At 55.7% G+C, this 24,972-nt stretch carries 26 protein-coding genes and 1 pseudogene; 12 read left to right on the top strand and 15 right to left on the bottom strand.

Annotation, left to right across the window (positions count from 1 at the left end; translation table 11 throughout):
• A pseudogene (locus BJP35_RS24110) lies at positions 1-128 on the bottom strand (molybdopterin-synthase adenylyltransferase MoeB); the annotation flags it as partial.
• A gap of 1 nt (position 129) precedes the next feature.
• Positions 130-1,362 (bottom strand): molybdopterin molybdotransferase MoeA, encoded by a 1,233-nt coding sequence (gene moeA / locus BJP35_RS02325; protein WP_047742394.1) that lies wholly within the window; start codon positions 1,360-1,362, stop codon positions 130-132.
• A 187-nt stretch (positions 1,363-1,549) separates the two neighbouring features.
• Here moeA and iaaA point away from each other — a divergent pair, with 187 nt between their 5' ends.
• The 5 genes from iaaA to gsiD are packed head-to-tail and all read left to right on the top strand — an operon-like array spanning position 1,550 to position 7,812.
• A complete protein-coding gene (gene iaaA, locus BJP35_RS02320; protein WP_047742541.1) occupies positions 1,550-2,488 on the top strand; it encodes a beta-aspartyl-peptidase in 939 nt (312 codons plus the stop codon).
• A gap of 11 nt (positions 2,489-2,499) precedes the next feature.
• Entirely contained in the window at positions 2,500-4,371 is a 1,872-nt protein-coding gene (gene gsiA, locus BJP35_RS02315; RefSeq protein WP_014169283.1) for a glutathione ABC transporter ATP-binding protein GsiA, read from the top strand.
• A 23-nt stretch (positions 4,372-4,394) separates the two neighbouring features.
• Entirely contained in the window at positions 4,395-5,933 is a 1,539-nt protein-coding gene (gsiB, locus tag BJP35_RS02310) for a glutathione ABC transporter substrate-binding protein GsiB (RefSeq protein WP_014169284.1), read from the top strand.
• 45 nt (positions 5,934-5,978) lie between these two features.
• Entirely contained in the window at positions 5,979-6,899 is a 921-nt protein-coding gene (gsiC, locus tag BJP35_RS02305; RefSeq protein ID WP_020884889.1) for a glutathione ABC transporter permease GsiC, read from the top strand.
• A 1-nt stretch (position 6,900) separates the two neighbouring features.
• Positions 6,901-7,812: a glutathione ABC transporter permease GsiD gene (gene gsiD / locus BJP35_RS02300; RefSeq protein ID WP_020884888.1), complete on the top strand. Its 912-nt coding sequence runs from the start codon at positions 6,901-6,903 to the stop codon at positions 7,810-7,812.
• Between the two features lie 50 nt (positions 7,813-7,862).
• Here gsiD and rimO read toward each other — a convergent pair whose 3' ends face one another.
• A complete protein-coding gene (gene rimO, locus BJP35_RS02295; RefSeq protein ID WP_014169287.1) occupies positions 7,863-9,188 on the bottom strand; it encodes a 30S ribosomal protein S12 methylthiotransferase RimO in 1,326 nt (441 codons plus the stop codon).
• A 216-nt stretch (positions 9,189-9,404) separates the two neighbouring features.
• Between rimO and bssR the strand changes: the two genes are divergently transcribed.
• Both bssR and BJP35_RS02285 read left to right on the top strand, forming a co-directional pair.
• Positions 9,405-9,788 carry a biofilm formation regulator BssR gene (bssR, locus tag BJP35_RS02290; RefSeq protein WP_020884887.1) on the top strand — a complete coding sequence of 128 codons (384 nt, stop codon included), beginning with the start codon at positions 9,405-9,407 and terminating at the stop codon, positions 9,786-9,788.
• Between the two features lie 106 nt (positions 9,789-9,894).
• Positions 9,895-11,013 carry a PQQ-dependent sugar dehydrogenase gene (locus tag BJP35_RS02285; RefSeq protein WP_047742395.1) on the top strand — a complete coding sequence of 373 codons (1,119 nt, stop codon included), beginning with the start codon at positions 9,895-9,897 and terminating at the stop codon, positions 11,011-11,013.
• Here BJP35_RS02285 and BJP35_RS02280 read toward each other — a convergent pair whose 3' ends face one another.
• Positions 11,014-11,640: a glutathione S-transferase family protein gene (locus tag BJP35_RS02280; protein ID WP_086462880.1), complete on the bottom strand. Its 627-nt coding sequence runs from the start codon at positions 11,638-11,640 to the stop codon at positions 11,014-11,016.
• A 256-nt stretch (positions 11,641-11,896) separates the two neighbouring features.
• On the opposite strand from BJP35_RS02280, the gene dacC reads away from it, so the two are divergent.
• Positions 11,897-13,102, top strand: a complete 1,206-nt coding sequence (dacC, locus tag BJP35_RS02275) for a serine-type D-Ala-D-Ala carboxypeptidase (RefSeq protein WP_047742543.1) — start codon at positions 11,897-11,899, stop codon at positions 13,100-13,102.
• A gap of 52 nt (positions 13,103-13,154) precedes the next feature.
• On the opposite strand, the gene deoR is transcribed toward dacC, so the two are convergent.
• The 3 genes from deoR to BJP35_RS02260 all read right to left on the bottom strand — a co-directional run bounded on the left by deoR (position 13,155) and on the right by BJP35_RS02260 (position 15,325).
• Positions 13,155-13,913: a DNA-binding transcriptional repressor DeoR gene (gene deoR / locus BJP35_RS02270; protein WP_047742398.1), complete on the bottom strand. Its 759-nt coding sequence runs from the start codon at positions 13,911-13,913 to the stop codon at positions 13,155-13,157.
• Between the two features lie 67 nt (positions 13,914-13,980).
• Positions 13,981-14,589 carry an undecaprenyl-diphosphate phosphatase gene (gene ybjG, locus BJP35_RS02265; RefSeq protein WP_047742400.1) on the bottom strand — a complete coding sequence of 203 codons (609 nt, stop codon included), beginning with the start codon at positions 14,587-14,589 and terminating at the stop codon, positions 13,981-13,983.
• Positions 14,590-14,596: 7 nt separating this feature from the next.
• Positions 14,597-15,325 carry a phosphatase PAP2 family protein gene (locus BJP35_RS02260; protein WP_014169294.1) on the bottom strand — a complete coding sequence of 243 codons (729 nt, stop codon included), beginning with the start codon at positions 15,323-15,325 and terminating at the stop codon, positions 14,597-14,599.
• A gap of 168 nt (positions 15,326-15,493) precedes the next feature.
• Between BJP35_RS02260 and BJP35_RS02255 the strand changes: the two genes are divergently transcribed.
• On the top strand, positions 15,494-16,726 hold the full coding sequence (locus BJP35_RS02255; protein ID WP_014169295.1) for an MFS transporter: 1,233 nt from the start codon (positions 15,494-15,496) through the stop codon (positions 16,724-16,726).
• A gap of 40 nt (positions 16,727-16,766) precedes the next feature.
• On the opposite strand, the gene BJP35_RS02250 is transcribed toward BJP35_RS02255, so the two are convergent.
• Together BJP35_RS02250 and BJP35_RS02245 are read right to left on the bottom strand one after the other, a co-directional pair.
• The gene (locus tag BJP35_RS02250) at positions 16,767-17,579 is read right to left on the bottom strand and encodes a Cof-type HAD-IIB family hydrolase (RefSeq protein ID WP_020884881.1); all 813 of its coding nucleotides are present in this window, start codon (positions 17,577-17,579) and stop codon (positions 16,767-16,769) included.
• Positions 17,569-18,783 carry an MFS transporter gene (locus BJP35_RS02245; RefSeq protein ID WP_047742404.1) on the bottom strand — a complete coding sequence of 405 codons (1,215 nt, stop codon included), beginning with the start codon at positions 18,781-18,783 and terminating at the stop codon, positions 17,569-17,571. The genes BJP35_RS02250 and BJP35_RS02245 overlap by 11 nt, the downstream gene beginning before the upstream one ends.
• An 82-nt stretch (positions 18,784-18,865) precedes the next feature.
• Here BJP35_RS02245 and BJP35_RS02240 point away from each other — a divergent pair, with 82 nt between their 5' ends.
• A complete protein-coding gene (locus tag BJP35_RS02240) occupies positions 18,866-19,417 on the top strand; it encodes a TetR/AcrR family transcriptional regulator (RefSeq protein WP_020884879.1) in 552 nt (183 codons plus the stop codon).
• Here BJP35_RS02240 and BJP35_RS02235 read toward each other — a convergent pair.
• The 4 genes from BJP35_RS02235 to BJP35_RS02220 form a co-directional block, all read right to left on the bottom strand.
• Entirely contained in the window at positions 19,414-20,190 is a 777-nt protein-coding gene (locus BJP35_RS02235) for an SDR family NAD(P)-dependent oxidoreductase (RefSeq protein WP_086462879.1), read from the bottom strand. The genes BJP35_RS02240 and BJP35_RS02235 overlap by 4 nt on opposite strands.
• A gap of 117 nt (positions 20,191-20,307) precedes the next feature.
• The gene (gene arsC, locus BJP35_RS02230; RefSeq protein WP_025204600.1) at positions 20,308-20,739 is read right to left on the bottom strand and encodes a glutaredoxin-dependent arsenate reductase; all 432 of its coding nucleotides are present in this window, start codon (positions 20,737-20,739) and stop codon (positions 20,308-20,310) included.
• Positions 20,740-20,751: 12 nt separating this feature from the next.
• Entirely contained in the window at positions 20,752-22,041 is a 1,290-nt protein-coding gene (locus BJP35_RS02225; protein WP_078774817.1) for an arsenic transporter, read from the bottom strand.
• A 36-nt stretch (positions 22,042-22,077) separates the two neighbouring features.
• A complete protein-coding gene (locus BJP35_RS02220; protein WP_032677759.1) occupies positions 22,078-22,398 on the bottom strand; it encodes a metalloregulator ArsR/SmtB family transcription factor in 321 nt (106 codons plus the stop codon).
• 360 nt (positions 22,399-22,758) lie between these two features.
• On the opposite strand from BJP35_RS02220, the gene BJP35_RS24555 reads away from it, so the two are divergent.
• Together BJP35_RS24555 and BJP35_RS24410 are read left to right on the top strand one after the other, a co-directional pair.
• The gene (locus BJP35_RS24555; protein ID WP_240485675.1) at positions 22,759-23,004 is read left to right on the top strand and encodes a hypothetical protein; all 246 of its coding nucleotides are present in this window, start codon (positions 22,759-22,761) and stop codon (positions 23,002-23,004) included.
• A 27-nt stretch (positions 23,005-23,031) separates the two neighbouring features.
• The gene (locus BJP35_RS24410; protein WP_165602345.1) at positions 23,032-23,403 is read left to right on the top strand and encodes a hypothetical protein; all 372 of its coding nucleotides are present in this window, start codon (positions 23,032-23,034) and stop codon (positions 23,401-23,403) included.
• A gap of 185 nt (positions 23,404-23,588) precedes the next feature.
• Here BJP35_RS24410 and BJP35_RS02210 read toward each other — a convergent pair whose 3' ends face one another.
• The gene (locus tag BJP35_RS02210; RefSeq protein ID WP_131797431.1) at positions 23,589-24,458 is read right to left on the bottom strand and encodes a hypothetical protein; all 870 of its coding nucleotides are present in this window, start codon (positions 24,456-24,458) and stop codon (positions 23,589-23,591) included.
• Between the two features lie 16 nt (positions 24,459-24,474).
• Positions 24,475-24,864: a hypothetical protein gene (locus BJP35_RS02205; protein ID WP_047742415.1), complete on the bottom strand. Its 390-nt coding sequence runs from the start codon at positions 24,862-24,864 to the stop codon at positions 24,475-24,477.
• Positions 24,865-24,972 lie beyond the last annotated feature (108 nt).

Here is a 24,972-nt window from a genome sequence, read left to right as displayed (position 1 = left end):
ATCCCCCCCAGCCCCACGACCAGCACCCGTGCTGCCTTAAGCGCTTCCTGGCCGTCGAAATCAAAACCGCGCAGAACAATCTGGCGGTTATAGCGCATCATCTCCTGGTCGCTGAGTTCAGCCGTCATGTTAGCCTCCGAAGAGGTGGTTAAAGCTTTCCACCTCAACCCATTCACCCGGCTCCACGCTGCCGCGTTCACGCTCGAGAACGATAAAACAGTTGCCCTGGCTGAACGAGCTGAAGATGTGTGAGCCCTGGTGTCCGGTGGTGCTCACTTCCAGCTCGCCTTCAGCGTTGCGCGTCAGAATACCGCGCTGGAAATCAAGACGGCCCGGTGATTTCTTCAGGCGCGTCGCCGCACGTACGCGCTGGCGAACCGGCAGCGGGTGGGCCTGGTTACCAGACAGTTTTGCCAGCAGCGGAATGACCAGCTGGTAGAAGGTCAGGGCGGCGGAAACCGGGTTACCCGGCAGGCCGCAGAACCAGCTGTGTTTCAGCTGACCAAACGCGAACGGTTTGCCCGGCTTGATGGCCAGTTTCCAGAAGCCGATCTCCCCCAGCTCTTCAAGAATGGTTTTGGTGTAATCCGCTTCACCTACGGAAACGCCGCCGGAGCTAATTACCACGTCCGCCGACCGGTCCGCTTCAATAAACGCGGCGCGCAGTTTTTCCGGATCATCTGGAATGATGCCAAGGTTAATGACCTCACACCCCAGCTGTTCAAGCATCAGGTGTACCGCGAGGCGGTTAGTGTCATAAATCTGGCCGTCCTGCAGTGGCTGGCCCGGAAGCTGGAGTTCATCGCCGGTGGAAAAGACCGCCACGCGTACCTTGCGGATAACGTCAATTTCTGCGATGCCGAGCGAGGCCAGCACCGGCAGTTCGCCCACCGTCAGTTTCTGCCCGGCGGCAAATACCGTTGCGCCACGCGTGATGTCTTCACCGGTACGACGGATATTCTGTCCCGCTTTAACACTCGCGGTGAAGCGGACGCCCGCTTCCGTTTGTTCGGTCTCTTCCTGCATCACCACCGCTTCGCAGCCTGGCGGTACGGGGGCACCGGTCATGATGCGTATGCAGCTACCCGCAGGCCACTCACCGTTAAACGGCTGACCGGCAAATGCTTTACCCGCCACGGGCAGCGCCGTATCCGTCCGGATATCCGCCAGGCGTACCGCGTAGCCGTCCATTGCGGAGTTATCGAACCCGGGAACGTTAAGCGGAGAGACGATATCGCGCGCGGCAATACGACCAAAACAGCGCACCAATGGCAGCGTCTCGTGGTCGTGCAGGGGGGAAATTCGGTCAAGCATCTGCGTGAGTGCCGCCTCAAGCGGCATCAGTCCGGCGGTAAAATCCATGGTGGGCTCCTGCGGAGTAACGACGAAAGCGTCCATTATGGCAGAAAAGTGCCACTAACTGTATGACCCGATGGGTGTACGCTTTACATCACAGTTGCGTCTTTCTATATTCAAAAATCATCTGAAGTTTCAGCGACGATAATGATATTTATAGAAAAAGCCGCAAATCAGGCTAACGGTGATGGGAATGGTTAATGCGGTAATCGCAATTCATGGTGGCGCCGGGGCAATCACCCGTGCCCTGCTCAGTCCCGAGCAGGAAAAACGTTATATTGATGCGCTGTATGCCATTGTGGAAACGGGCCAGCGGATGCTGGAGGCGGGCGAGAGCGCGCTGGATGTGGTTACCGAGGCGGTACGTCTGCTGGAAGAGTGCCCGTTGTTTAACGCGGGCATTGGTTCGGTCTTTACCCGCGATGAAACGCACGAGCTGGATGCCTGCGTCATGGACGGTGTCACCCTTAAAGCGGGCGCCGTCGCGGGGGTGAGCCATCTGCGTAATCCGGTGCTGGCCGCGCGTCTGGTGATGGAGGCGAGCCCGCATGTTCTTCTGACCGGGGCCGGGGCGGAGACGTTTGCCGCGGAACATGGCATGACGCCAGTTTCTCCCGATCTGTTTTCAACGCCGGAGCGTTATCAACAGCTGCTTGAGGCGCGCTCTGCAAACGTGGCGCAGCTTGACCATACCGCGCCGCTCGATGAGCGCAGCAAAATGGGCACGGTAGGGGCGGTGGCTCTTGATAAAGCCGGGAATCTGGCTGCGGCCACGTCGACCGGCGGTATGACCAACAAACTGCCGGGCCGGGTAGGTGACAGTCCATTGCCGGGGGCAGGGTGCTATGCCAATAACGCCACGGCGGCAGTGTCATGCACCGGAACCGGTGAAGTGTTTATTCGCGCCCTCGCGGCGTATGACATCACCGCGCTGATGGATTACGGCGGGTTAAGCCTGGCCGAAGCCTGTGAGCGCGTGGTGATGGAGAAACTGCCCGCACTGGGGGGTATCGGTGGGTTAATTGCGGTGGATCGTGAGGGCAACGTGGCATTGCCGTTTAACAGCGAAGGTATGTACCGCGCGTGGGGTTATGCCGGTGATGAACCCAGTACGGGGATCTATCGTGAATAAGGGGGCAAAGCGTGCCGCACAGTGAAGAGCTGGACAACCGTGAAGTGCTGGCTGTCCATCAACTGAATATTGCGTTTCAGGAAGAGCGGCAGTTCATCCCCGCAGTACAGAATTTATCGTTCTCGCTCAACCGCGGCGAAACGCTGGCGATTGTGGGCGAGTCCGGTTCAGGGAAATCGGTCACCGCACTGGCGCTGATGCGTCTGCTGGAACAGACCGGCGGACAGGTCAGCTGCGAAAAAATGCTGCTGCGCCGGCGTAACCACCAGGTCATTGATTTAAATGAGCTGAGCGCCTCGCAGATGCAGAGCGTGCGCGGGGCCGATATTGCGATGATCTTCCAGGAGCCGATGACCTCGCTGAACCCGGTCTTTCCGGTCGGGGAACAGATTGCCGAGTCCATCCGCCTGCATCAGGGGTTGAGTGGTGATGAGGCGCTTCGTGAAGCGAAACGCATGCTTGACCTGGTACGCATACCGGAAGCGCAGGCCATTCTGGGGCGCTACCCGCATCAGCTTTCTGGCGGTATGCGTCAGCGCGTCATGATTGCGATGGCGCTCTCCTGCCGTCCTGCGGTGCTGATTGCCGACGAACCCACGACGGCACTGGATGTGACTATTCAGGCGCAAATTCTGCAGCTTATCAAAGTGCTGCAGCAGGAGATGGAGATGGGGGTGATTTTCATCACCCACGATATGGGCGTGGTCGCCGATATTGCCGATCGCGTGCTGGTCATGCACAAGGGCAACGCCGTGGAAACCGGCACGGTTGAGCAGATTTTCCATGCGCCGGTTCATCCTTACACCAAAGCGCTGCTGGCGGCGGTTCCGCGGTTGGGGGCGATGAACGGCAGCGATTTACCGCGCCGGTTCCCGTTGATTTCTCTCGAAGCGGCAGGCCAGCAGGAAGATGAAATCGAGCAGGATACCGTGGTACCCGGAAAGCCGATTCTGGAAGTGCGCGATCTGGTGACCCGTTTTCCCCTGCGCAGCGGAATGTTTAACCGCGTGAAGCGCGAGGTGCATGCGGTTGAAAACGTCAGTTTTGATTTATGGCCAGGCGAAACGCTGGCGCTGGTGGGAGAGTCAGGCTGCGGAAAATCCACCACCGGGCGGGCGCTGCTCAGGCTGGTAGAATCCCAAGAGGGCAGCATAACCTTTAACGGGGAACGCATTGATACCCTTCCGGACAGCAAACTGCAGGCGGTGAGGCGAGATATCCAGTTTATTTTCCAGGATCCGTATGCCTCCCTCGACCCGCGCCACACGGTGGGGTATTCGCTTATGGAGCCGCTGCGGGTGCATAACCTGCTCGACGGTGAAGCCGCGCAGCGTCGGGTGGCCTGGCTGCTTGAGCGCGTGGGGCTGAAGCCGGAACATGCCTGGCGTTATCCGCACGAGTTTTCGGGCGGTCAGCGGCAGCGTATTTGCATTGCCCGCGCGCTGGCACTTAACCCGAAAGTGGTGATTGCAGATGAATCCGTCTCGGCGCTGGATGTCTCTATCCGGGCGCAAATCATTAATTTACTGCTCGACCTGCAGCGGGATATGGGGATTGCCTTCCTCTTTATCTCCCACGACATGGCGGTGGTTGAGCGTATCAGCCACCGTGTCGCGGTGATGTTTATGGGGCAAATTGTGGAGATAGGACCGCGCAGGGCGGTATTTGAAAATCCACAACACCCTTACACACGCAAGCTTATCGCCGCGGTGCCGGTTGCCGACCCTGAGCATCGCCACGGCCAGCGTGTGCTGCTGCAGGACGAAATGCCGAGCAATATTCGTAAACGGGGCGAGGCGGTGGAGCGCGTGGCGCTGCGCGAGGTTGGCCCGGGGCATTTTGTGGCCCCCCCGCGTCAGGACAATGCATTCTCGCGGTTATAACTTAAAACAGGCAGGAGAACACAATGGTTAAATTTGTAGCGCGCAGATGGTTACTCGCCGCGAGCGTGACGGCAGCCCTGGCCGCCGCGCCGGCGTTCGCTGCCAAAGATGTGGTGGTCGCCGTCGGTTCCAATTTCACCACGCTGGATCCGTATGATGCCAACGATACGCTCTCCCAGGCGGTGGCGAAATCGTTCTATCAAGGGCTGTTTGGCCTGGATAGCGAGATGAAACTTAAAAATGTGCTGGCGGAAGGGTATACCGTTTCCAGCGACGGGCTGGTGTATACCCTTAAGCTCAGAACCGGTGTGAAGTTCCAGGACGGTACAGATTTCAACGCGGAGGCGGTGAAGATAAACCTCGATCGCGCCAGCAACCCGGAAAATAGCCTCAAGCGCTACAACCTGTATAAAAACATCGCCAGCACCGAGGTGGTCGACCCGACGACGGTGAAGATCACCCTGAAAGAGCCGTTCTCGGCGTTTATCAATATTCTGGCGCATCCGGCCACGGCGATGATTTCGCCTGCCGCGCTGAAAAAATACGGCAAAGAGATCGGGTTCCATCCGGTGGGGACCGGCCCCTACGAGCTGCTCACCTGGAACCAGACCGACTTTGTGAAGGTTAAGAAGTTTGCGGGTTACTGGCAGCCGGGCCTGCCGAAGCTGGACACCATTACCTGGCGTCCGGTGGTGGACAACAACACCCGCGCGGCGATGCTGCAGACCGGCGAGGCGCAGTTCGCGTTCCCGATCCCCTATGAGCAAGCCGCCATTCTGCAGAAAAACAGCAAGCTGGAGCTGGTCGCCAGCCCGTCCATTATGCAGCGCTATATCAGCATGAACGTGACGCAAAAGCCGTTTGATAATCCAAAAGTGCGTGAGGCCATCAACTACGCCATTAACCGCCAGGCGCTGGTAAAAGTCGCCTTTGCTGGCTATGCCACGCCGGCTACCGGCGTGCTGCCTCCGGCGATCGCCTATTCGCAAAACTATCAACCGTGGCCTTACGATCCGGCCAAAGCGCGTGAGCTGTTAAAAGAGGCGGGTTTCCCGAACGGCTTTAGCACCACGCTCTGGTCGTCGCATAATCACAGTACCGCTCAGAAGGTGCTGCAATTTACCCAGCAGCAGCTGGCGCAGGTAGGTATCAAGGCGCAGGTCACCGCGATGGATGCCGGTCAGCGTGCGGCTGAAGTGGAAGGGAAAGGGCAGAAAGAGAGCGGCGTACGGATGTTCTACACCGGCTGGTCGGCCTCTACCGGTGAAGCGGACTGGGCGCTGTCGCCGCTGTTCGCCTCACAGAACTGGCCGCCGACCCTGTTCAATACGGCCTTCTACAGCAACCCGAAGGTGGATAAAGACCTGGCGGATGCCCTGAAAACGACCAAACCGGAAGAGAAAGCGCGCCTGTATAAAGAGGCGCAGGATATCATCTGGAAAGAGTCGCCGTGGGTACCGCTGGTGGTGGAAAAACTGGTTTCCGCGCATAACAAAGCGCTGACCGGGTTCTACATCATGCCGGATACGGGCTTTAGCTTTGATGAAGCAGATTTAAAATAATACTCATGCCCGCAGGCCACCGCCTGTGGGATGAGAGGGAAAGGCATGCTGAATTATGTTTGTAAACGCCTGTTGGGGCTTATCCCGACGCTGCTGATTGTGGCGGTGCTGGTGTTTTTGTTTGTTCATATGCTGCCGGGCGATCCGGCACGTCTGGTTGCAGGGTCAGATGCGGATGCAACGGTTATCGCGCTGGTGCGAAAACAACTGGGCCTCGACCAGCCTTTGTATATGCAGTTTCTCCATTATATTGGCAACGTTCTGCAGGGTGACTTTGGCACCTCTATGGTGTCACGTCGTCCGGTGTCGGAAGAGATTGCCAGCCGCTTTATGCCCACGTTCTGGTTAACCATTGCCAGCATGAGCTGGGCGGTGCTGTTTGGTCTTGGCGCAGGAATTGTCGCTGCCGTCTGGCGCAACCGCTGGCCGGATAAGCTCGGTATGGCTCTGGCCGTCACGGGCATTTCCTTCCCGGCATTTGCACTGGGGATGCTGCTGATGCAGATATTCTCCGTGGAACTGGGCTGGCTGCCGACGGTCGGGGCCGACACCTGGAAACACTACATTCTGCCCTCTATGACGCTGGGCGCGGCCGTTGCGGCCGTGATGGCCCGCTTTACCCGCGCCTCGTTCGTTGACGTGCTGAGCGAAGATTATATTCGCACCGCCCGGGCGAAAGGGGTCAGCGAGAAATGGGTCATCCTCAAACACGGCTTTCGTAACGCGATGATCCCGGTGGTGACGATGATGGGGCTCCAGTTTGGTTTTCTGCTGGGCGGCTCGATTGTGGTAGAGAAAGTTTTTAACTGGCCGGGGCTGGGACGTCTTTTGGTGGATTCAGTCGAAATGCGTGATTACCCGGTTATTCAGGCCGAAGTCCTGCTTTTCTCACTGGAATTTATTCTTATCAACTTAGTGGTGGATGTGCTCTACGCCGCCATTAACCCGGCCATCAGGTATAAGTAAAATGCGATTGTTGAACTGGCGTCGTCAGGCCATGTTAAACGCTATGCCGGGGCTAAAGCCGGACCATATCCGCACGCCCTGGTCTGAATTCTGGCGGCGTTTTCGCCGTCAGCCGGTCGCCATGACGGCGGGGCTGTTTGTCCTGCTGCTGATTGTGGTGGCGGTCATTGCGCCGTGGGTCGCACCGTTTGATGCGGAAAACTATTTTGATTACGACCGTCTCAATGATGGACCGTCGATGCTGCACTGGTTCGGCGTGGACTCGCTTGGGCGCGACATCTTCAGCCGCGTGCTGGTGGGGGCGCAGATCTCTCTCGCCGCCGGGGTTTTTGCGGTACTGATTGGCGCGGCAATCGGCACCGTGCTGGGTCTGGTCGCCGGATATTACGAAGGCTGGTGGGACCGCATCATCATGCGTATCTGCGACGTGTTGTTTGCCTTCCCGGGCATTCTGCTGGCGATTGCGGTAGTGGCGATAATGGGCAGCGGTATGGCTAACGTCATTATTGCGGTTGCGGTCTTCTCAATACCGGCGTTTGCGCGTCTGGTGCGAGGCAACACGCTGGTGCTCAAACAGCAAACCTTTATTGAGTCTGCGCGCAGCATGGGGGCCAGCGATGCCACTATCCTGTTCAGCCATATTCTGCCGGGGACGGTGTCGTCTATTGTGGTCTATTTTACTATGCGTATCGGCGTGTCGATTATCTCGGCGGCCAGCCTGTCGTTTCTGGGGCTGGGTGCGCAACCGCCTACACCGGAGTGGGGCGCGATGCTGAATGAAGCAAGAGCGGACATGGTCATTGCACCGCACGTGGCCATCTTCCCGAGCCTGGCCATTTTCCTGACCGTGCTGGCGTTTAACCTGCTGGGTGACGGGTTACGCGACGCGCTGGATCCGAGGATTAAAGGGTAGGATGGAAACCCTCTCCCGGCGGGAGAGGGTGAAGGGAAGGGTAAACGCCGTTAAACCCGGCTTCCCCACAAATCATACTCGTCGGCGTTTTCAACTTTCACGCGGACAATATCGCCCGGCTTAACGCTGGTTTCGCCGTTCAGGTAGACCGCGCCGTCGATTTCAGGGGCGTCCGCCATGCTGCGGCCAATTGCGCCTTCTTCGTCCACTTCATCGATGATGACCAGAATTTCGCGGCCCACTTTTTCCTGCAGACGTTCAGCAGAGATCTGCTGTTGCAGCTGCATGAAGCGGTTCCAGCGCTCTTCTTTCACCTCTTCCGGAACCTGATCCGCCAGTTCGTTAGCGGTCGCGCCTTCGACCGGGCTGTATTTGAAGCAGCCTACGCGGTCCAGACGTGCTTCTTTCAGGAAGTCGAGCAGCATCTGGAAATCTTCTTCGGTTTCGCCCGGGAAGCCCACAATGAAGGTGGAACGCAGGGTCAGGTCCGGGCAGATTTCACGCCACTGTTTGATGCGTGCCAGCTGGCGATCGACGGAGCCAGGACGCTTCATCAGCTTCAGAATACGCGGGCTGGCGTGTTGCAGCGGGATATCCAGATACGGAAGAATTTTCCCTTCTGCCATCAGCGGGATGACATCGTCAACGTGCGGATACGGGTAGACGTAATGCAGACGTGTCCAGATACCCAGTTTGGCAAGCTGTTCGCACAGGCCAACCATGCTGGTTTTCACCGGCTCGCCGTTGTGGAAACCAGAGCGATGCTTCACGTCGACGCCATAGGCCGAGGTATCCTGAGAAATGACCAGCAGCTCTTTAACGCCTGCGTCTGCCAGACGTTTGGCTTCTGCCAGCACTTCACCAATCGGACGGCTGACCAAATCGCCACGCATGGACGGGATAATGCAGAAGGTGCAGCGATGGTTGCAGCCTTCGGAAATTTTCAGGTACGCATAGTGACGCGGGGTCAGCTTCACGCCCTGTTCTGGCACCAGGCTCAGGAACGGATTGTGCTTAGGTTTAGGGACATAGTGATGAACATGCTCCAGTACCTGCTCGTAGCTGTGCGGGCCGGTGATCTCCAGCACTTTCGGGTGCACTTCGCGGATCTGGTCCACTTTCGCGCCCAGACAGCCGGTCACAATCACTTTGCCGTTTTCCGTCAGGGCTTCACCGATGGCTTCCAGTGACTCCTGAACCGCGCTGTCGATAAACCCGCAGGTGTTAACGATCACCATGTCGGCGTTGTCGTAGCTTGGCACCACGTCATAGCCCTCGGTGCGCAGTTCGGTCAGGATGCGTTCAGAATCCACCAGGTTTTTTGGGCAGCCCAGGGAGACGAAGCCGATTTTAGGCTGGTGCGTAACATTGCTCATAGGTTAAAAATCCATCAATTATGGAGTTATCAGGGCGGGATTTTACAGCGTTCCGCGGGGGATTTATACACTCTTTGCGAGGCGGATGACCGGCGAGAAGGTTGTAACATTGTAAATAATGTTAATCAGTTAAGAATTATTGATCTCAGGCATTAAACTGTACAAAAAATAACCTTATTCTGAATGTGCACAATGGCTGACAGAGGAGGAAAGAGCATGTCCGTTGACAGACTGAAACGCGATCTGCTTAACAAGCTGATCAATGCCCGAATCGACCTTGCCGCGTACCTGCAATTGAGGAAGGCAAAAGGGTATATGTCAGTCAGCGAAAGCGAACATCTGCGTGATAATCTCTTTGAACTTTGCAACTTCATGCGTGAAAAAGCACCCGTCCTGAAAGCGGAATACGCCGAAAGCGAACTCGTTGCGCTGCGCCGCGCCGCCGAGGTGCTCTCCATTGCAGGGGTATGTTTGATGAACGGACGCCACGACTGCCCGAATTTTATCGCTGTTAACGCGGAGAAGCTTGAAAACTGCCTGACCACGCTCTCTCTATGCATCATGTGTCTGAACAAGCACGAGACGCTTGAACAACACTGACACCGGGGGAGGCAACTCCCCCTTCTGATTAAGCTTTTGTAAAAGTGATAACGTGCCCGGACCCAGTGGCTAACCTTTATGCCATAAACCGATAAAGGAGCGCGTTATGCATCGATCCTCGCTGATTTTCCTGCCTGCGTTGTTATTCCCGTTTTCTCTCCTCGCCGCCCCCGACGCGGTAAAAGTCGACGTTGTGCAAAACCGGCTCGATCATCCCTGGTCGATGGCGTTCCTGCCGGACAATAAAGGGCTGCTGGTGACCCTTAAGGGAGGCCAGTTAAAGCACTGGCAGGCCGGAAAAGGGCTTTCCGACCCGATCGTCGGCGTACCCAAGGTCTGGGCAAACGGCCAGGGCGGGTTGCTGGACGTGGCACTCGCCCCGGATTTTGAAAAATCGCGCCGCGTCTGGCTGAGCTATGCCGAGGCGGGGAATGACGGCAAAGCGGGAACGGCGGTTGGCTATGCCCGCTTAAGCGATGATCTCTCCCGAATTGAAGGTTTCCAGGTGGTCTTCCGTCAGATGCCGAAACTGTCCACCGGTAACCATTTCGGTGGTCGACTGGTCTTCGACGGTAAAGGCCATCTGTTTATTGGTCTGGGCGAGAACAACCAGCGTCCGACGGCGCAGGATCTGGATAAACTGCAGGGCAAAGTTGTGCGCCTGACGGAGGACGGCAAAGTACCTGCCGATAATCCGTTTGTGAACATTCCCGGCGCACGGCCCGAAATCTGGTCTTACGGCATTCGTAATCCGCAGGGGATGGCGATGAACCCCTGGAGCGACACGCTATGGCTTAACGAGCACGGTCCGCGCGGCGGGGATGAAATCAATATCCCGGAGAAAGGCAAAAACTACGGCTGGCCGCTGGCGACGCATGGTATCAACTACAGCGGCCTGAAGATCCCGGAAGCCCAGGGCGAGCACGTCGAGGGAACGGAAAAGCCGCTGTTTGTCTGGAAAGTGTCCCCCGCCGTGAGCGGGATGGCGTTTTACAACAGTGACGTATTCCCGCAGTGGAAAAACACGCTGTTCGTCGGGGCGCTGAAGGAGAAAGACGTTATCGTGCTGAGCGTGGAGGGCAACACGGTCACCGAGAAGGGGCGAATTTTAGGTGACAGAGACCAGCGCATTCGCGATGTGCGGGTGGGGCCGGATGGGTATCTGTATGTCCTGACCGATGAGACGGACGGGCAACTGTTGAAAGTCAGCCCGTCCGGATCGTAATCAGGTCACCGGGATCATCACCACGTGACGGTATGCCGGGCGCTCGGTCAGTTGCTTCAGCCAGCGCGCAAGGTGCGGGCGCGGCGTCCAGGTAACGTCAATGTTGGTCAGGTTCCAGATGAAGGGCGCAACGGCAATATCGCCTACGCCGAAGCGTTCGCCTGAGAACCACGGATGCTTCGCCAGTTCGTCGTCCATCATCGCAAACAGGTTTTCACAGGTGTCCTGGGCTGCATGAATGGCAGGATAGTCGCGGTCAGCTTCGGGGGTTCTCACAAGCCCCATCAGGATCACTCGGTGTGCGGGGGAGAGCGTCTGGTTTGCCCAGTCCATCCACTTTTCACCCTGAGCGCGTTGGGCCGGACTGTCCACCCACAGGCGGCTCTGACCATACTGTGCCGCGAGGTAACGCACGATGGTGTTGGACTCCCACAGCGTCACGTCGGTCTCTTCGTCGCGCAGCAAGGGCACCAGACCGTTTGGGTTCATGGCCAGATAGTCGGCATCTTTATTTACCCCAAACTGCAAACCTGCCATCACCTGCTTAAACGGTAAATCCAGCTCCTCCAGCGTCCAGAGGACTTTCTTAACGTTGGTTGAATTGTTCCTGCCCCACAGCGTAATCATAGAAACTCCCGAAATAGTCAAACAACCTGAGATGTGAATCAACGCCAGCGATTTGCCATGGTGAGATAAACCTAACAATTACGCAACAGAAGACAAAAAAATCGCCTGAATCAAAGCGTATCTGAATGTTATTGCATAAACTTTAATAACTTTACCTTGGTTAGGTTTCTTTAACCGTTTTAGTGCGCTATTACTCATCGCTTCTTGCGACACGGTGATGTGACGTAATTTTTGAATGGACACTCGGGTGGCATTTATGACGCGAAAAACGACTTCTCTGCGCAGCCTGGCGGCAGGCTCTGCGCTCCTTTTCCTGTTTGTACCAACTCTCTACGCAGCGGAACAGGCTGCGCCCGAAGCGCCGCCTGTGGATGCGCGCGCCTGGATCCTGATGGATTATTCCAGTGGTAAAGTGCTGGCGGAAGGCAATGCGGATGAGAAACTTGACCCGGCAAGCCTGACGAAAATCATGACCAGCTATGTGGTGGGTCAGGCGTTGAAAGCGGGCAAAATCAAGCTTGACGATATGGTCACCATCGGGAAGGACGCCTGGGCGACCGGCAACCCGGCGCTGCGTGGGTCATCGGTGATGTTCCTCAAACCCGGCGATCAGGTGTCAGTGTCTGATTTGAATAAAGGGGTCATTATCCAGTCCGGTAACGATGCCTGTATTGCGCTGGCCGATTACGTTGCGGGCAGTCAGGACTCCTTTATTGGCCTGATGAACGGCTACGCGCAAAAACTGGGCCTGACCAATACCACCTTTAAAACCGTGCACGGTCTTGATGCGCCGGGTCAGTTCAGTACCGCGCGCGACATGGCGCTGTTAGGCAAAGCGTTGATCCACGACGTGCCGGATGAATATGCCATCCACAAAGAGAAAGAGTTTACCTTCAACAAAATCCGCCAGCCGAACCGTAACCGTCTGCTGTGGAGCAGTAACGTCAACGTCGACGGTATGAAGACCGGCACCACGGCTGGCGCGGGTTATAACCTGGTCGCTTCCGCAACTCAGGGCGATATGCGCCTGATCTCGGTCGTGCTGGGCACCAAAACCGACCGTATTCGTTTTAATGAATCAGAAAAATTGCTGACCTGGGGTTTCCGCTTCTATGAAACCGTCACGCCCATTAAACCGGATGCTACGTTCATCAGCCAGCGCGTCTGGTTTGGTGACAAGAGTGAAGTGAACCTGGGGGCGGGTGAAGGCGGGTCGGTGACCATTCCCCGTGGCCAGCTGAAAAACCTGAAAGCCAGCTACACCCTGACCGACAGCCAGCTCACCGCGCCGCTGAAAAAAGGCCAGGTGGTCGGGACGATTGATTTCCAGCTTAATGGCAAATCGATTGAACAGCGTCCGCTGATTGTGATGGAAGCGGTAGAAGAGGGCGGTTTCTTTAGCCGGATGTGGGACTTCGTCATGATGAAATTCCACGGATGGTTTGGCAGCTGGTTCAGTTAAGCCTCCATTGCCGGGTGGCATCGCGCCACCCGGCATGACCTCTGCACCTGACTCAGTACATCAACTTCACCTGCTGCGCTTTCGCGTAGGCCACGGTCTCTTCATCCGGACGGCAATCGCTGACGATGGCGTCAAAGCGCGATAACTCCCCCATTCTTGCCGGACGAACCTTGCCAAACTTGCTGTGATCGACCACCAGCACATGGTACTGCGCGGCGCTTAATGCCCAGTGCTTGACCGGCAACTCTTCCAGGTTAAAGCAGGTTGCTCCCTGACGGACAGTGACCCCCGCTGCGGAATAAAACGCGATATCCGGACATACGTTGCTGAGCGTATCCTGCAGATTCAGCGGCTTAAAGATGGCATTGCTGGCGTGAAACTCACCGCCACAGAGGATCACCCGGCACTCGGGTTTCTCCTGCAGTGCCAGAAAGGTATTCAGCGAGTAACACACCGCCGTAAACGGGATGCTGCTGTCGATCGCTTCGATTATCCACGGCGTGGTGGTGCCGCAGTCAAAAAACAGCGTCTGATGCGGTTGCACCAGCGAGGCCGCAAGCCGGGCGGCTTTGCGTTTCTCTTCCACCAGGCGCGTCTTTTGGTCGCTGATCAGATAATGGCTGGCGCTACGCGGCTCAAGCACAATGTACCCGCCCAGCAGCACGACAGGCGCGCTGTCGCTGTTCAGATCCCGGCGAATGGTCATCTCAGAGACCCCGAGGAGACTGGCGGCTTCCTTAAGATGAAGCTTATCACTGCGCTTCAGCGCCTGTATCAGCTGAGCAATGCGGTCATCGCGACGTGTTTCCATAGTTCCTCGGGATAAAAAAGTGAACCCCCGCAGGGCGGGGGTTCAAGTGTAACCTGTCAGACTGGGGTTAGTCACGTACCCAGCCTTTGCGGATCGGGATAGCAAAAAGGGTGCGATAAAGATAAGACAGGCCGCGGTAGAGCGCTTCACCGAAGAGATTCCACAGGAGCGCTGCGCTGACGCAGCCGATGAGACCGACCAGCAACCCCCCCACCATATCCATCGGCCAGTGGACGCCGAGATAAACGCGAGACCAGGCGATAGCCCCGGCCACCACCATCAGCACCGCACCCGACCACAGACGATGCCAGAACAGGAAGGCCAACGCGAAGGTAAAGATAACCGTCCCGTGATCGCTTGGGAACGAGTCATCCGGAGCATGGTGCAGGAAGGTATACCCCGCGTGGTCGACGAAGGGACGGTCGTGCGGGAACGTCAGGCCCAGAATGTAACTGACCAGCACGCTGATCCCGAGGGCCATCGCCATCTTGATTACCAGCTGGCGCTGCGCCTTCACCTGTCTTCTCGGCCCCCACAGCCAGAGGATCGCCGCCAGCACCGGCACGATACTGATCAGATCTTTTGCCAGGAAGGTGGCGAAATCAATCATCCACTCTGGCGAGGCCGGAGTGGCGTTGATGAGATAAAACAGCTGGTAATTCAAATTCTCTAACATAGCGTTGTCACTCTTTAGCAAACCAGGTGGAGACCAGACCGTAGACCACCAACTGGGAAAACCAGACCCACCACCCAGCCCACAGGTTGTGAGAGAAAAAATGCGCCCCGCGCATGACCTGGCCGTAACCCATCGCCAGACCTAAAACGACGCCCAGCACGACGAAGCACCAGGCAAGACGCGGACGCTCGCGCCAGAAGGCAAAGAACAGTCCCATCACCATAAAGCCGCTGGAGGCATGACCGCCGGGGAAACAGCGCCCCGGACCGCTGTCAGCGGGAGCGGCACTGAACAGCGGATAAGAAACGGCCTTACCGCCATACTCCACCAGATCCCACGGGCAGCTGTGATGGCTTATGCTTTTCAGTACGCCAACCACCAGCGCGCCAAGCCCCATCAGCAGCGCGGCCGTGACCAGTCTCGCATTGCGCCTGAACGCGCCATAAATGAGCGCAACAGCACCTGCGGCGATGGCGATGTACTTCGCCAGTCGATGGTTCAGCAGGTCCAGCAGGTGGTCTTGCTGCAGTGGAAAACGGTGAGCAGCCGCGTCATACCATAAACCGGTGATCCATCTGTCGAGCGTTTCATCGCGGGATAGCCAGGTAAACAGCACGGCAAGGGCTATCAGTATTAAAAGCTGATAACCATAAAAGCGGGGTGGTAGACGGTAAAGTCGTTTTGTCTTATTTGTCTGTAAGTTAGACAATTCTGAACGGCTGGAAGTGGGTGCCATAATCCGGAGTCGTTGACGAGAAATGGGGCTATCATAAATCTGTCAACTTAAGGAAACCTTAAACAAAGACGATATGTGCTTTATTTCTGTTTCTTCTGGATAAATCACTATCTCGGGCCAGGGCATTTCATTACACTCGTCGCGATTTTGTCACGATAAAGAGATTGCATGTTAAACCGTTCTTCTTCTGGTTCACGTCTGGGTCGTCAGGCGTTGCTTTTCCCCTTGTGTCTGGTGCTCTACGAATTCTCTACTTACATCGGCAACGATATGATCCAGCCCGGCATGCTGGCCGTTGTCGAACAGTACAACGCAGGGATCGAATGGGTACCGACCTCCATGACTGCCTATCTGGCTGGCGGCATGTTTTTGCAGTGGCTGTTAGGGCCGCTGTCGGATCGTATTGGCCGTCGTCCGGTGATGCTGACGGGCGTGGTGTGGTTTATCGTGACCTGCCTCGCCACGCTGCTGGCGCAAAATATTGAGCAATTTACCCTGCTGCGCTTCCTGCAGGGGGTGAGCCTCTGCTTTATCGGTGCCGTCGGGTATGCCGCCATCCAGGAGTCGTTTGAGGAAGCGGTGTGTATCAAGATTACCGCGCTGATGGCGAACGTGGCGCTGATCGCGCCCCTGCTGGGGCCGCTGGTGGGCGCTGCCTGGGTACACGTTGCGCCGTGGGAAGGGATGTTCGTGCTGTTTGCCGTGCTGGCCGCCGTCGCTTTCTTTGGCCTGCACCGCGCGATGCCGGAAACCGCTACCCGTCTGGGTGAGAAACTGTCGCTAAAAGAGCTGGGCCGGGATTACAAAGAAGTGCTGAAGAACGGCCGCTTTGTGGCGGGCGCGCTGGCGACGGGGTTTGTTAGCCTGCCTCTGCTGGCGTGGATTGCCCAGTCGCCGGTCATTATCATTAGCGGTGAGCAGCTCAGCAGCTATGAGTATGGCCTGCTGCAGGTGCCGATTTTTGGCGCGCTGATTATCGGTAACCTGGTGCTGGCGCGTCTCACATCCCGCCGTACGGTGCGTGCCTTGATCATTATGGGCGGCTGGCCCATCGCTGCCGGGCTGGTTCTGGCGGCGGTCGCGACAGTGGTGTCGTCCCATGCGTATCTGTGGATGACCGCAGGATTAAGCGTTTACGCGTTCGGTATCGGTGTGGCGAATGCCGGGCTGGTGCGCCTGACCCTGTTCGCCAGCGAGATGAGCAAAGGCACGGTGTCAGCGGCGATGGGCATGTTGCAAATGCTGATTTTCACCGTTGGAATCGAGGTGAGCAAACACGCCTACGCATTTGGCGGCAACGGTCTGTTCAGCCTGTTTAATCTGGCTAACGGCGTGCTGTGGGTTGGGCTTATCGTGGTGTTCCTGAAGGATAAACGCGTCGGGAATGCTTTACAGCCGTAAGCTGTTTTCCCTCTCCCGGCGGGAGAGGGCCATGGTGGCGTCAATGAAACGGCGCTTCGCCGTTCAACACCTTATCAATTACATCCAGCACGCCTTCGTCGTTATTGTGCGGGGCTTCAAAGCGCGCCACCGCCTTAATATGCGGCCTGGCGTTTGCCATCGCAAAGCTGAACCCTGACTGGCGCAACATTTCTACGTCGTTCCCGCTATCGCCAAAAGCCACCACTTCGCTGTCATCAATGCCCCAGCGCTTTTGCAGTATTCGCAGACCGTTGGCTTTATGCACCCCGGGGATGATGAGGTCGATACTGCCGTGGCCGGTCGTGACGGGCACCATAATGTCGTTCAGCTTTTCGTGCAGCATCGCCTGAATACGCGGGATGTCGTCGTCAGAGACGTTAAGCCCGAATTTGAAGAAAATATCGTTCAGGTTGCCGAAATCACTCACCATTTCGAGACGGTGGTAGTACTTTGCCGCGATATCCTTAAAGCCGTCGTCATAGTGCTTCAGCGTATAGGCGCTGCTTTTTCCGCAGGCGATAATCTCAATGCCCGGCACATCGTTTAACACGGCGGCAACGGTGTCGAAGTGCGTCTTCGACAGTTCACCGTTAAAGACATCTTCCCCGGCGCTGACCACCCAGCCGCCATTTTCCGCGACAAACGCAATTTCATGGGCAATCTCCGGGAAAAAGGAAATCAGCTGGTAGTACTGGTTGCCGCTGGCAACCGCAAAGCGAATGCCTTGCGCTTTCATTCGTGCATATTGCGCCAGAAAACGCGGGCGGTTATAGGTTTTGGCATCGCTCAGAAACGTGCCGTCCATGTCGACGGCGATCAGTTTAACGCTCATATCCCTTCTCCAGTGTCGTTTGTTCCGTTTCCGGCTTCGCGACCGCGCGCGCTACCAGCGCTGCGATGATCACTAACCCTAACACCACCAGCATGGCGCTGCGCAGCCCGTAGTGCTCGCCGAGGAAGCCGAGCAACGGTGGCCCCACCAGGAAGGCGAGGTAGCCCGTGGTGGCCACCACGCTGACGCGGGTCGGTGCATCCGGGCCAGTGTCGCTGGCGGCTGAAATGGTGAGCGGGAAGCCAAGCGAAGCCCCCAGACCCCAGAGGATCACCGACACGCCGGCAATCCAGTCCACGTCCACAAAGATGATCATCGCAATCCCCAGCCCGCCCAGCAGGGCGCTGGCACGCACCACCGCCACGCGGCTGTAGCGGTCAATAAACCAGCCGCCGGTAAAGCGCCCGACGGTCATCCCGAGGGTGAAACCGGCGTAGATCAGGGAGCCGGAAGTTGGGCTAAAACCGTGGCCGTCAACCATCAGCAGCGGCAGCCAGTCGTTAGCGGACCCTTCCGCAAAGGCCATCGCCAGCACCACCACGCCGATCAGCATCAGCTGAATGTCGCGGTAAAACGGCAGCCCTTTTTCCGCGGTGGCGTGTTCGTCAGAGATGTTCTTGCCGGTGCCGTCAGGGATCGCCCGGATACCGGTCAGAATGGGGATAATACATACCAGTGCGGCCAGCAGAATATGCAGGTTCGCGGCGACGCCCGAGGCCGTCAGCGCCATTCCCACACCCGCACCGGCCAGCGTGCCAAGGCTGTAAAAGCCATGCATCATCGGCAGTACGGTTTTATTCATCTCACGTTCAACCGATGCCCCTTCAACGTTAATGGCCACTTCAGCGGCACCGAAGCTGCCGCCAAACACCGTCAGCCCAAGGGCAAACAGCACCGGCGAGGCAAGCCACAGCGCCACGCTCAGCACCAGCATCCCGAACACGGCACAGCACATGGTGGTGCGGATGACCGCCCGTGTACCGAAGCGTTTGACAAGCCACGCGGAGCACAGAATACCGCTCATAGAGCCTATCGACAGGCCAAACAGCACGATGCCCATCTCGGCCGTTGAGACGGATAAAATATCGCGAATGGCCGGGGTACGCGTGGCCCATGAGGCCATCAGCAGACCGGGAATAAAGAAGAACATAAACAGCGCCCACATGCGCAGCTGCAGGGTTCTACGGGGGGAGGTCAGAGTCATTGAAGTCAGCACCGGAAGTACAACAATAGCGACAACACTAGCAAGTTTGTGTACATTTGTACACAAACCACGTGGGGAATTTATGAGCAGAGCACCGAACGATCCTCAACGCCGGGAGAAGATCCTGCAGGCGACCCTGGACACCATTGCAGAGCACGGTATTCATGCCGTGACGCACCGGAAAATTGCCACCTGCGCGGGCGTGCCGCTGGGGTCGATGACCTACTATTTTGACGGTATGGAGTCGCTGCTGGAAGAGGCCTTTACGTGGTTTACCCGGCAGATGTCGCAGCAGTATCGGGATTTCTTCGCCGGCGTGACCGGGCCAGAAATGGCGTGCGAATCCATCACCACGCTGATCCACAGTTCCCAGGTCACGACGCCGCAGAATATGGCGCTGATGTACCAGCTCTATGCCTTTATGCACCGCAGTGCGGCGCTCAAAACGGTAATGCAGGACTGGATGAAGATGAGCCAGACCACGCTTGAGCAGTGGTTCGACCCGGTGACTACCCGCGCGCTGGATGCCTTTATCGAAGGGATGACGCTGCACTTTGTGACCGACAGAGCCCCGCTCACCCGGGAGGAGATCCGGGCGATGGTCGGCAGGATTGCGGGCGAGAGCGGACGTTAGATTGTGGTCGCGCCGGCCGTCATGTTTACCGTTGTTCCCGTGATGGCACCGGCTGCATCTGACGCCAGAAACGCGATGGTGTCTGCCACCTGCTCCAGCGTCGGCAGGCGATTCAGCATCGTGCTCTGTGCCGCGCCCTCCAGAAACTGCTCCACGGTAATGCCCATCGCCTGTGCCTTGATGGCGAACAGGTCACCCACACAGGAACCGGCCTGAACCGCGTCGGCTATCGCATGCGAACGTACGCACAGGACACGAATATTCTTTGCCCCCAGCTCCGCCGCGAGCGCACGGGTTAACGCTTCCGTTCCCGCACAGCCAACGATATGCCCGAGATGTCCCGGCATCGCCATATTTGCAGCCGGAGCAACGACGGTGATAAGCGTTCCGGCACGCTCACCGCCCATACGGGGTGCGACAGCTTTGGCGATGTTGAAATAGGCGGTCAGAAAAGGGTCGAACCCCTGTCTGAATTCGCTGAGCGTTAATGCGTCGAGGCGTTTACCCTGGTCATGCATAAAGCCCGTGGCATTCACGACGATATCAATGCCGGTAACGTCCGGGAGCGTCGCGTCGGCATTGAGGGCATTGAAAACAAACAGCCGGGCTGACCCGCCAGCGGCGTGAATGCGGTTAGCGACGTGCTCCAGCCTGGCCTGATCGCGTGCCGCGAGGTAGACCGTTGCTCCTTCACGGGCGAGCGCGTACGCAGCGGCGCTGCCAATAGCGCCGCTGCCACCAAAGATAACGGCGGTTTTATTTTTGAGACTCATACCTGCATCCCCTCACCAGACCGGTCCATCAAATTATGGGTCGGGTGACGGCGGATGCAACTCCGCCACGGGGCAGGGTATGTGGCTGACAAGACTTACGGCATCACTATCAGCAGATTAGCTGCCGGAGATTTTTTTTCCGCTGGCGTCCACCACCGCTTCGCCATCTTCTTTCGTAAACGCCCCTTTCTGTGCATCAGGCAGGATATCGAGTACGACTTCGGAAGGGCGGCACAGGCGAGTGCCCAGCGGCGTCACCACGATCGGACGGTTAATCAGGATCGGATGCTGCAGCATAGAATCGATAAGCTGGTCGTCGGTAAACCGGTCCCCGGCGAGGCCCAGCTGTTCATAAGGTTCGACATTTTTGCGCAGCAAATCCCGCACGGAAATCCCCATCTCAGCAATCAGTCTGGTCAGTTCATCACGTGACGGTGGGTTCTCAAGGTACAGAATAATTTCGGGTTCAGTGCCGCTGTTGCGGATCATCTCCAGCGTGTTGCGCGAGGTGCCGCAGGCTGGATTGTGGTAAATGGTGATATGGCTCATATCCGTTACTCATTACAGTGTGAAGGAGAGACGTAACGCCAGCGCGGCGAGCGTCACAAACAGAACCGGCAACGTCATGATGATGCCTGTCCGGAAATAATAGCCCCAGGTGATCGTCATGTTTTTCTGCGCCAGGACATGGAGCCAGAGCAGGGTGGCCAGGCTGCCGATAGGCGTGATCTTCGGACCCAGGTCGCAGCCAATGACGTTGGCATAAATCATCGCGTCTTTAATCACACCCGATGCCGTGCTGCCATCGACAGACAGTGCCCCAATCAGGACGGTCGGCATATTGTTCATTATGGATGACAGGAACGCCGTGATGAACCCGGTACCGAGCGTGGTGGCCCACAGGCCATGCCCGGCGAGGAGATTGAGAACCCCTGACAGATACTCCGTCAGCCCGGCATTGCGCAGGCCATACACCACCAGATACATCCCCAGCGAGAAGATAACGATTTGCCACGGTGCGCCACGAAGCACTTTTCCCGTATTAATGGCATGCCCGCGCTTTGCAACGGCAAACAAAATCAACGCGCCTGCTGTCGCGATAGCACTGACCGGAATGCCGAGCGGTTCAAGTACAAAGAACCCGACAAGGAGCAGTAACAGAACAATCCAGCCCGTTCTGAAGGTTGGAAGATCGTTAATCGCGCGGGAAGGCTCGCGGAGTTTTGACAGGTCGTATACCGGCGGAATGTCCTTTCGAAAGAACAGGTGCAGCATCACCAGCGTGGCCGCAATCGCGGCGAGATCCACGGGGATCATCACCGAGGCGTATTCGCTGAACCCCAGCGAGAAGAAGTCTGCCGATACGATATTGACCAGGTTCGAAACGATCAACGGCAGGCTGGCAGTGTCGGCGATAAATCCAGCCGCCATGACAAACGCCAGCGTGGCCTGCTTGCTGAACCCGAGGGCCAGCAGCATGGCGATAACGATGGGCGTGAGGATAAGCGCCGCGCCGTCGTTGGCAAAAAGCGCCGCAACGGCCGCACCCAGCAGAACGATATACGTAAACAGCAACCGGCCCTTGCCATTACCCCAGCGGGCCACGTGCAGCGCCGCCCACTCGAAAAATCCGGACTCATCAAGCAGCAGGCTGATGATGATGACGGCGATAAACGTGGCCGTCGCGTTCCAGACAATATTCCACACCACCGGTATATCGTTAATGTGGATCACGCCGCTGACCAGCGCCAGTACAGCACCCATTGTGGCGCTCCAGCCGATACTTAACCCTCTGGGCTGCCAGATGACCAGCACCAGTGTAAACAGAAAAATTGCCCCAGCCAGAAACATCGTGAACTCCGTTATATCTGTTTTTATGAATGTGTTTTAACACGCGCCCGGAAGACGGTTTTTCAGCTTTGTGCGGGTCTCTTCCCGCAAGCAATTCCAGCTGTTGTCAATCACAGTGGCAGCCCATGCCGGCATAGTGGGGGACAAACGGTAATAAACCCATTTCCCCTCCCGGCGATCGCTCACCAGCCCGGATTCACGCAGCAGTGCCATATGGCGCGATACCTTGGGCTGTGATTCAGCCGTGGCGGAACAGAGATCGCAGACGCACAGTTCCCCGGCTTCGCGCAGAAGCATGACGATGGACAGGCGGGTCTCGTCGGAGAGGGCTTTGAAAAGTTGGACCGGATGTAGCATCGGCTTTCCTGCGGTTGGTTATATATGGTTAAGCATATATGTTTGGATGGAAAGAGGGAAGGCGGAATGTTGAAGAGGGGAATAGTGAAGCCTTTCTGGTGCGGATGGTTAAGTCCGATAAGGAGCTGCGGGAGCTGGTCAGCCGCGAAACGACTGTTAAGTCCAGGAATAAAATTACCATACTGGGCACATCCACATTGCTGGCCGGAGCATCCAGCAGGTATGCACGAGGGTCTACAGCCAGACAGTAAATAACCGCGTGCGAGTATCGGCGGCGATGATGAAACGGACATAGCCGGGAGCCAGACAGTCACAACGGGTAAAGACCTGATTGAAAAGATTGGCCAGATACGCAAAAGCGTGGCGTCCGTCCAACAGCAGATTATTGCCCCGGTGGTGTGGATTGGCTCTGGCACTATCAACGTGGCACAGCTGATGCTCGACACACTCGACGTGGTAAAAGAGCTGGCAGAGCAAACGGCAAGCCACACGCACAGTAATACGGGCGCACCGACCAACGCGGGAGCCATTCGGAACACCGGAACGAAAGCGGATACGCTGAACGGCAAATACTCCCCCGGTGATTGGCAAGTAAACCAGCCCTGAACATAAACCGCGAAAGCGGGTTTTTTTATGCCCTTCATCCCCTGGCGGGGATATCTCTTTTCTTTCCTCACAAGCGGCTATCGCTACGCGCTGCCAGCGGCGCTCTGGCGCGTTCGGCCTTTCCAGACACTCAGAGCCACCATTAAAAAAGATCGTGCGCACAGCGGGGCGCTGGCGCGTCACAGCACGGCCAAAAAATTCTTTCGCAGACCAAAATCGCACTACACCGCACCCGCCTGCGGTTTTTGGATCATAAAAATTTTTCAGTTTTATTTTTCTTCAAACCAGACTGCCTGGCCGCGCCAGTGCTGGCGGTTGAGCAGAAATCCAAAACTGAAAAGGTTGAAAAGAATTTCAGTGTTTTTCATTTTTGAAGATACAGAAAATTTCTTGTTTTAGTGGTAATTTATTGATAATTAAGGTTAAGGGTGGATTTGAGTGTGTTTGATGTAAGAGCCGTATTTGTCTGCCATCTTAGATGGATATGTTTGTATGTCAGCTAGGACAAGCGCAGACAGCATATTGAGAAGATTTCTGTGCTGAAAAAAGTGACAATTAGGAACTTTCAAAAAATCACTGTTACCCTAAAAAGGAATGTCTAAATCTGGAATGTTTTCACGAACCTTAATAGAAAATAATCGCTCACTTCTGAAAGGTTTGAGATGTAGCTCGGAAAAATTTTTTTCATATCTTTCTTTGAATCTTAAAGAGTAAAGAGTCTCGGTAAACTCACTTACTTCAAAACATTTTTCAATGTCGCTCTTATAAAAAGAAAAGTTGAACTCATCTAATTCTGCCTTGATTTTTACATCGGACATGGCATTAATAATGACTATAGCTGTTTCAGCGTCAAAGCTATGAAAGTGTTCCGTGTTGAGATTTACTTCCTCGTTCCATCTATCATCAGCATATAACCTTATTGTTTGATTAAGTTGATATACCTTCTCCTCATCACTGATGTAAGTTAACGCTTCAATCCATCCTGATTTTTCAAGGAATTTTACATCTTCATGTTCGCTATGAAAGCTAAGGGAAGGGAATGTGATTAAGCTTCTAATAATCTTAATCTTATCAATGCTGAGATGGAAGTAAGCAGTTTTAAAATTTGAAAATATTACCTCGTCACGTATATTCTTTTCCTTAATCGCTTTTAACTGACTTTGGGATTTTTTCTTTTTAGAAATGAGGTGCTCATAGATTGTTAAAACAATCAAATCAACTATGCTGAAAACTACAATTCCTAATGAAACACCTAATACAATTGAAATTAATAAAATATAAGTTTCATAGTTTTGTGCTATCGGTTTTATTGCAGGTGTTAGCCATAAATTTAGAAGCGGTAATATTATACATAAGGATAGGACGCCTCCACATATCATAAATAATGTTGTGCAGGCTCTTCTAGGAGTGTACAAGGTAGAAACAAAATTGATAAATTGATCTATATAATTCACTGGAATTCTCAATTTGTCAGATTGTGTGTTTTGCGGAATCACTGTTCGTATCTTCCAGTTCTTGCTGGTCAATTACCCGAATGGCATCAGCGGCTTGAATCAACTTTAAAGCATCATCAACACTTACACCTTGTAAGTCTATGATTTTTCTATCGGCTGCGACTTCAATTCTTATTTTGGATTTTGACTGCAACAAGTTCAGTACCTTAAGAAGGTATGGCGCAAACTTCTGCCCACGTTCAACTAAAATGCTCAGATATTCACGTATGCTTGGATTGGAGGAGAAACATTGTACTCTTTTGGCGTCAATACCGACACTAGTGCATTCTTCTACAAAAGTCTGCTTCAACTCCTCAGGAATGTACACAGCAATTGAAAAATACTGGGATTGATTTTTTGATGACATGATACAGGCCTAAGGAACGGGAAGTAGAGCGCTGTCGCCACTTTGCCGCCACAGTCGCAATTCTTAGTTCCTAACTGATTGATTAGAAGGGGTTATAGTAGCAGGCAA

The sequence above is a fragment of the Enterobacter sp. J49 genome (assembly GCF_002148625.1).
GTDB lineage: Bacteria > Pseudomonadota > Gammaproteobacteria > Enterobacterales > Enterobacteriaceae > Enterobacter > Enterobacter ludwigii.
The sequence above is the reverse complement of the archived record's forward strand: the minus strand, read 5'-3'. Positions and strand labels throughout refer to the sequence as shown.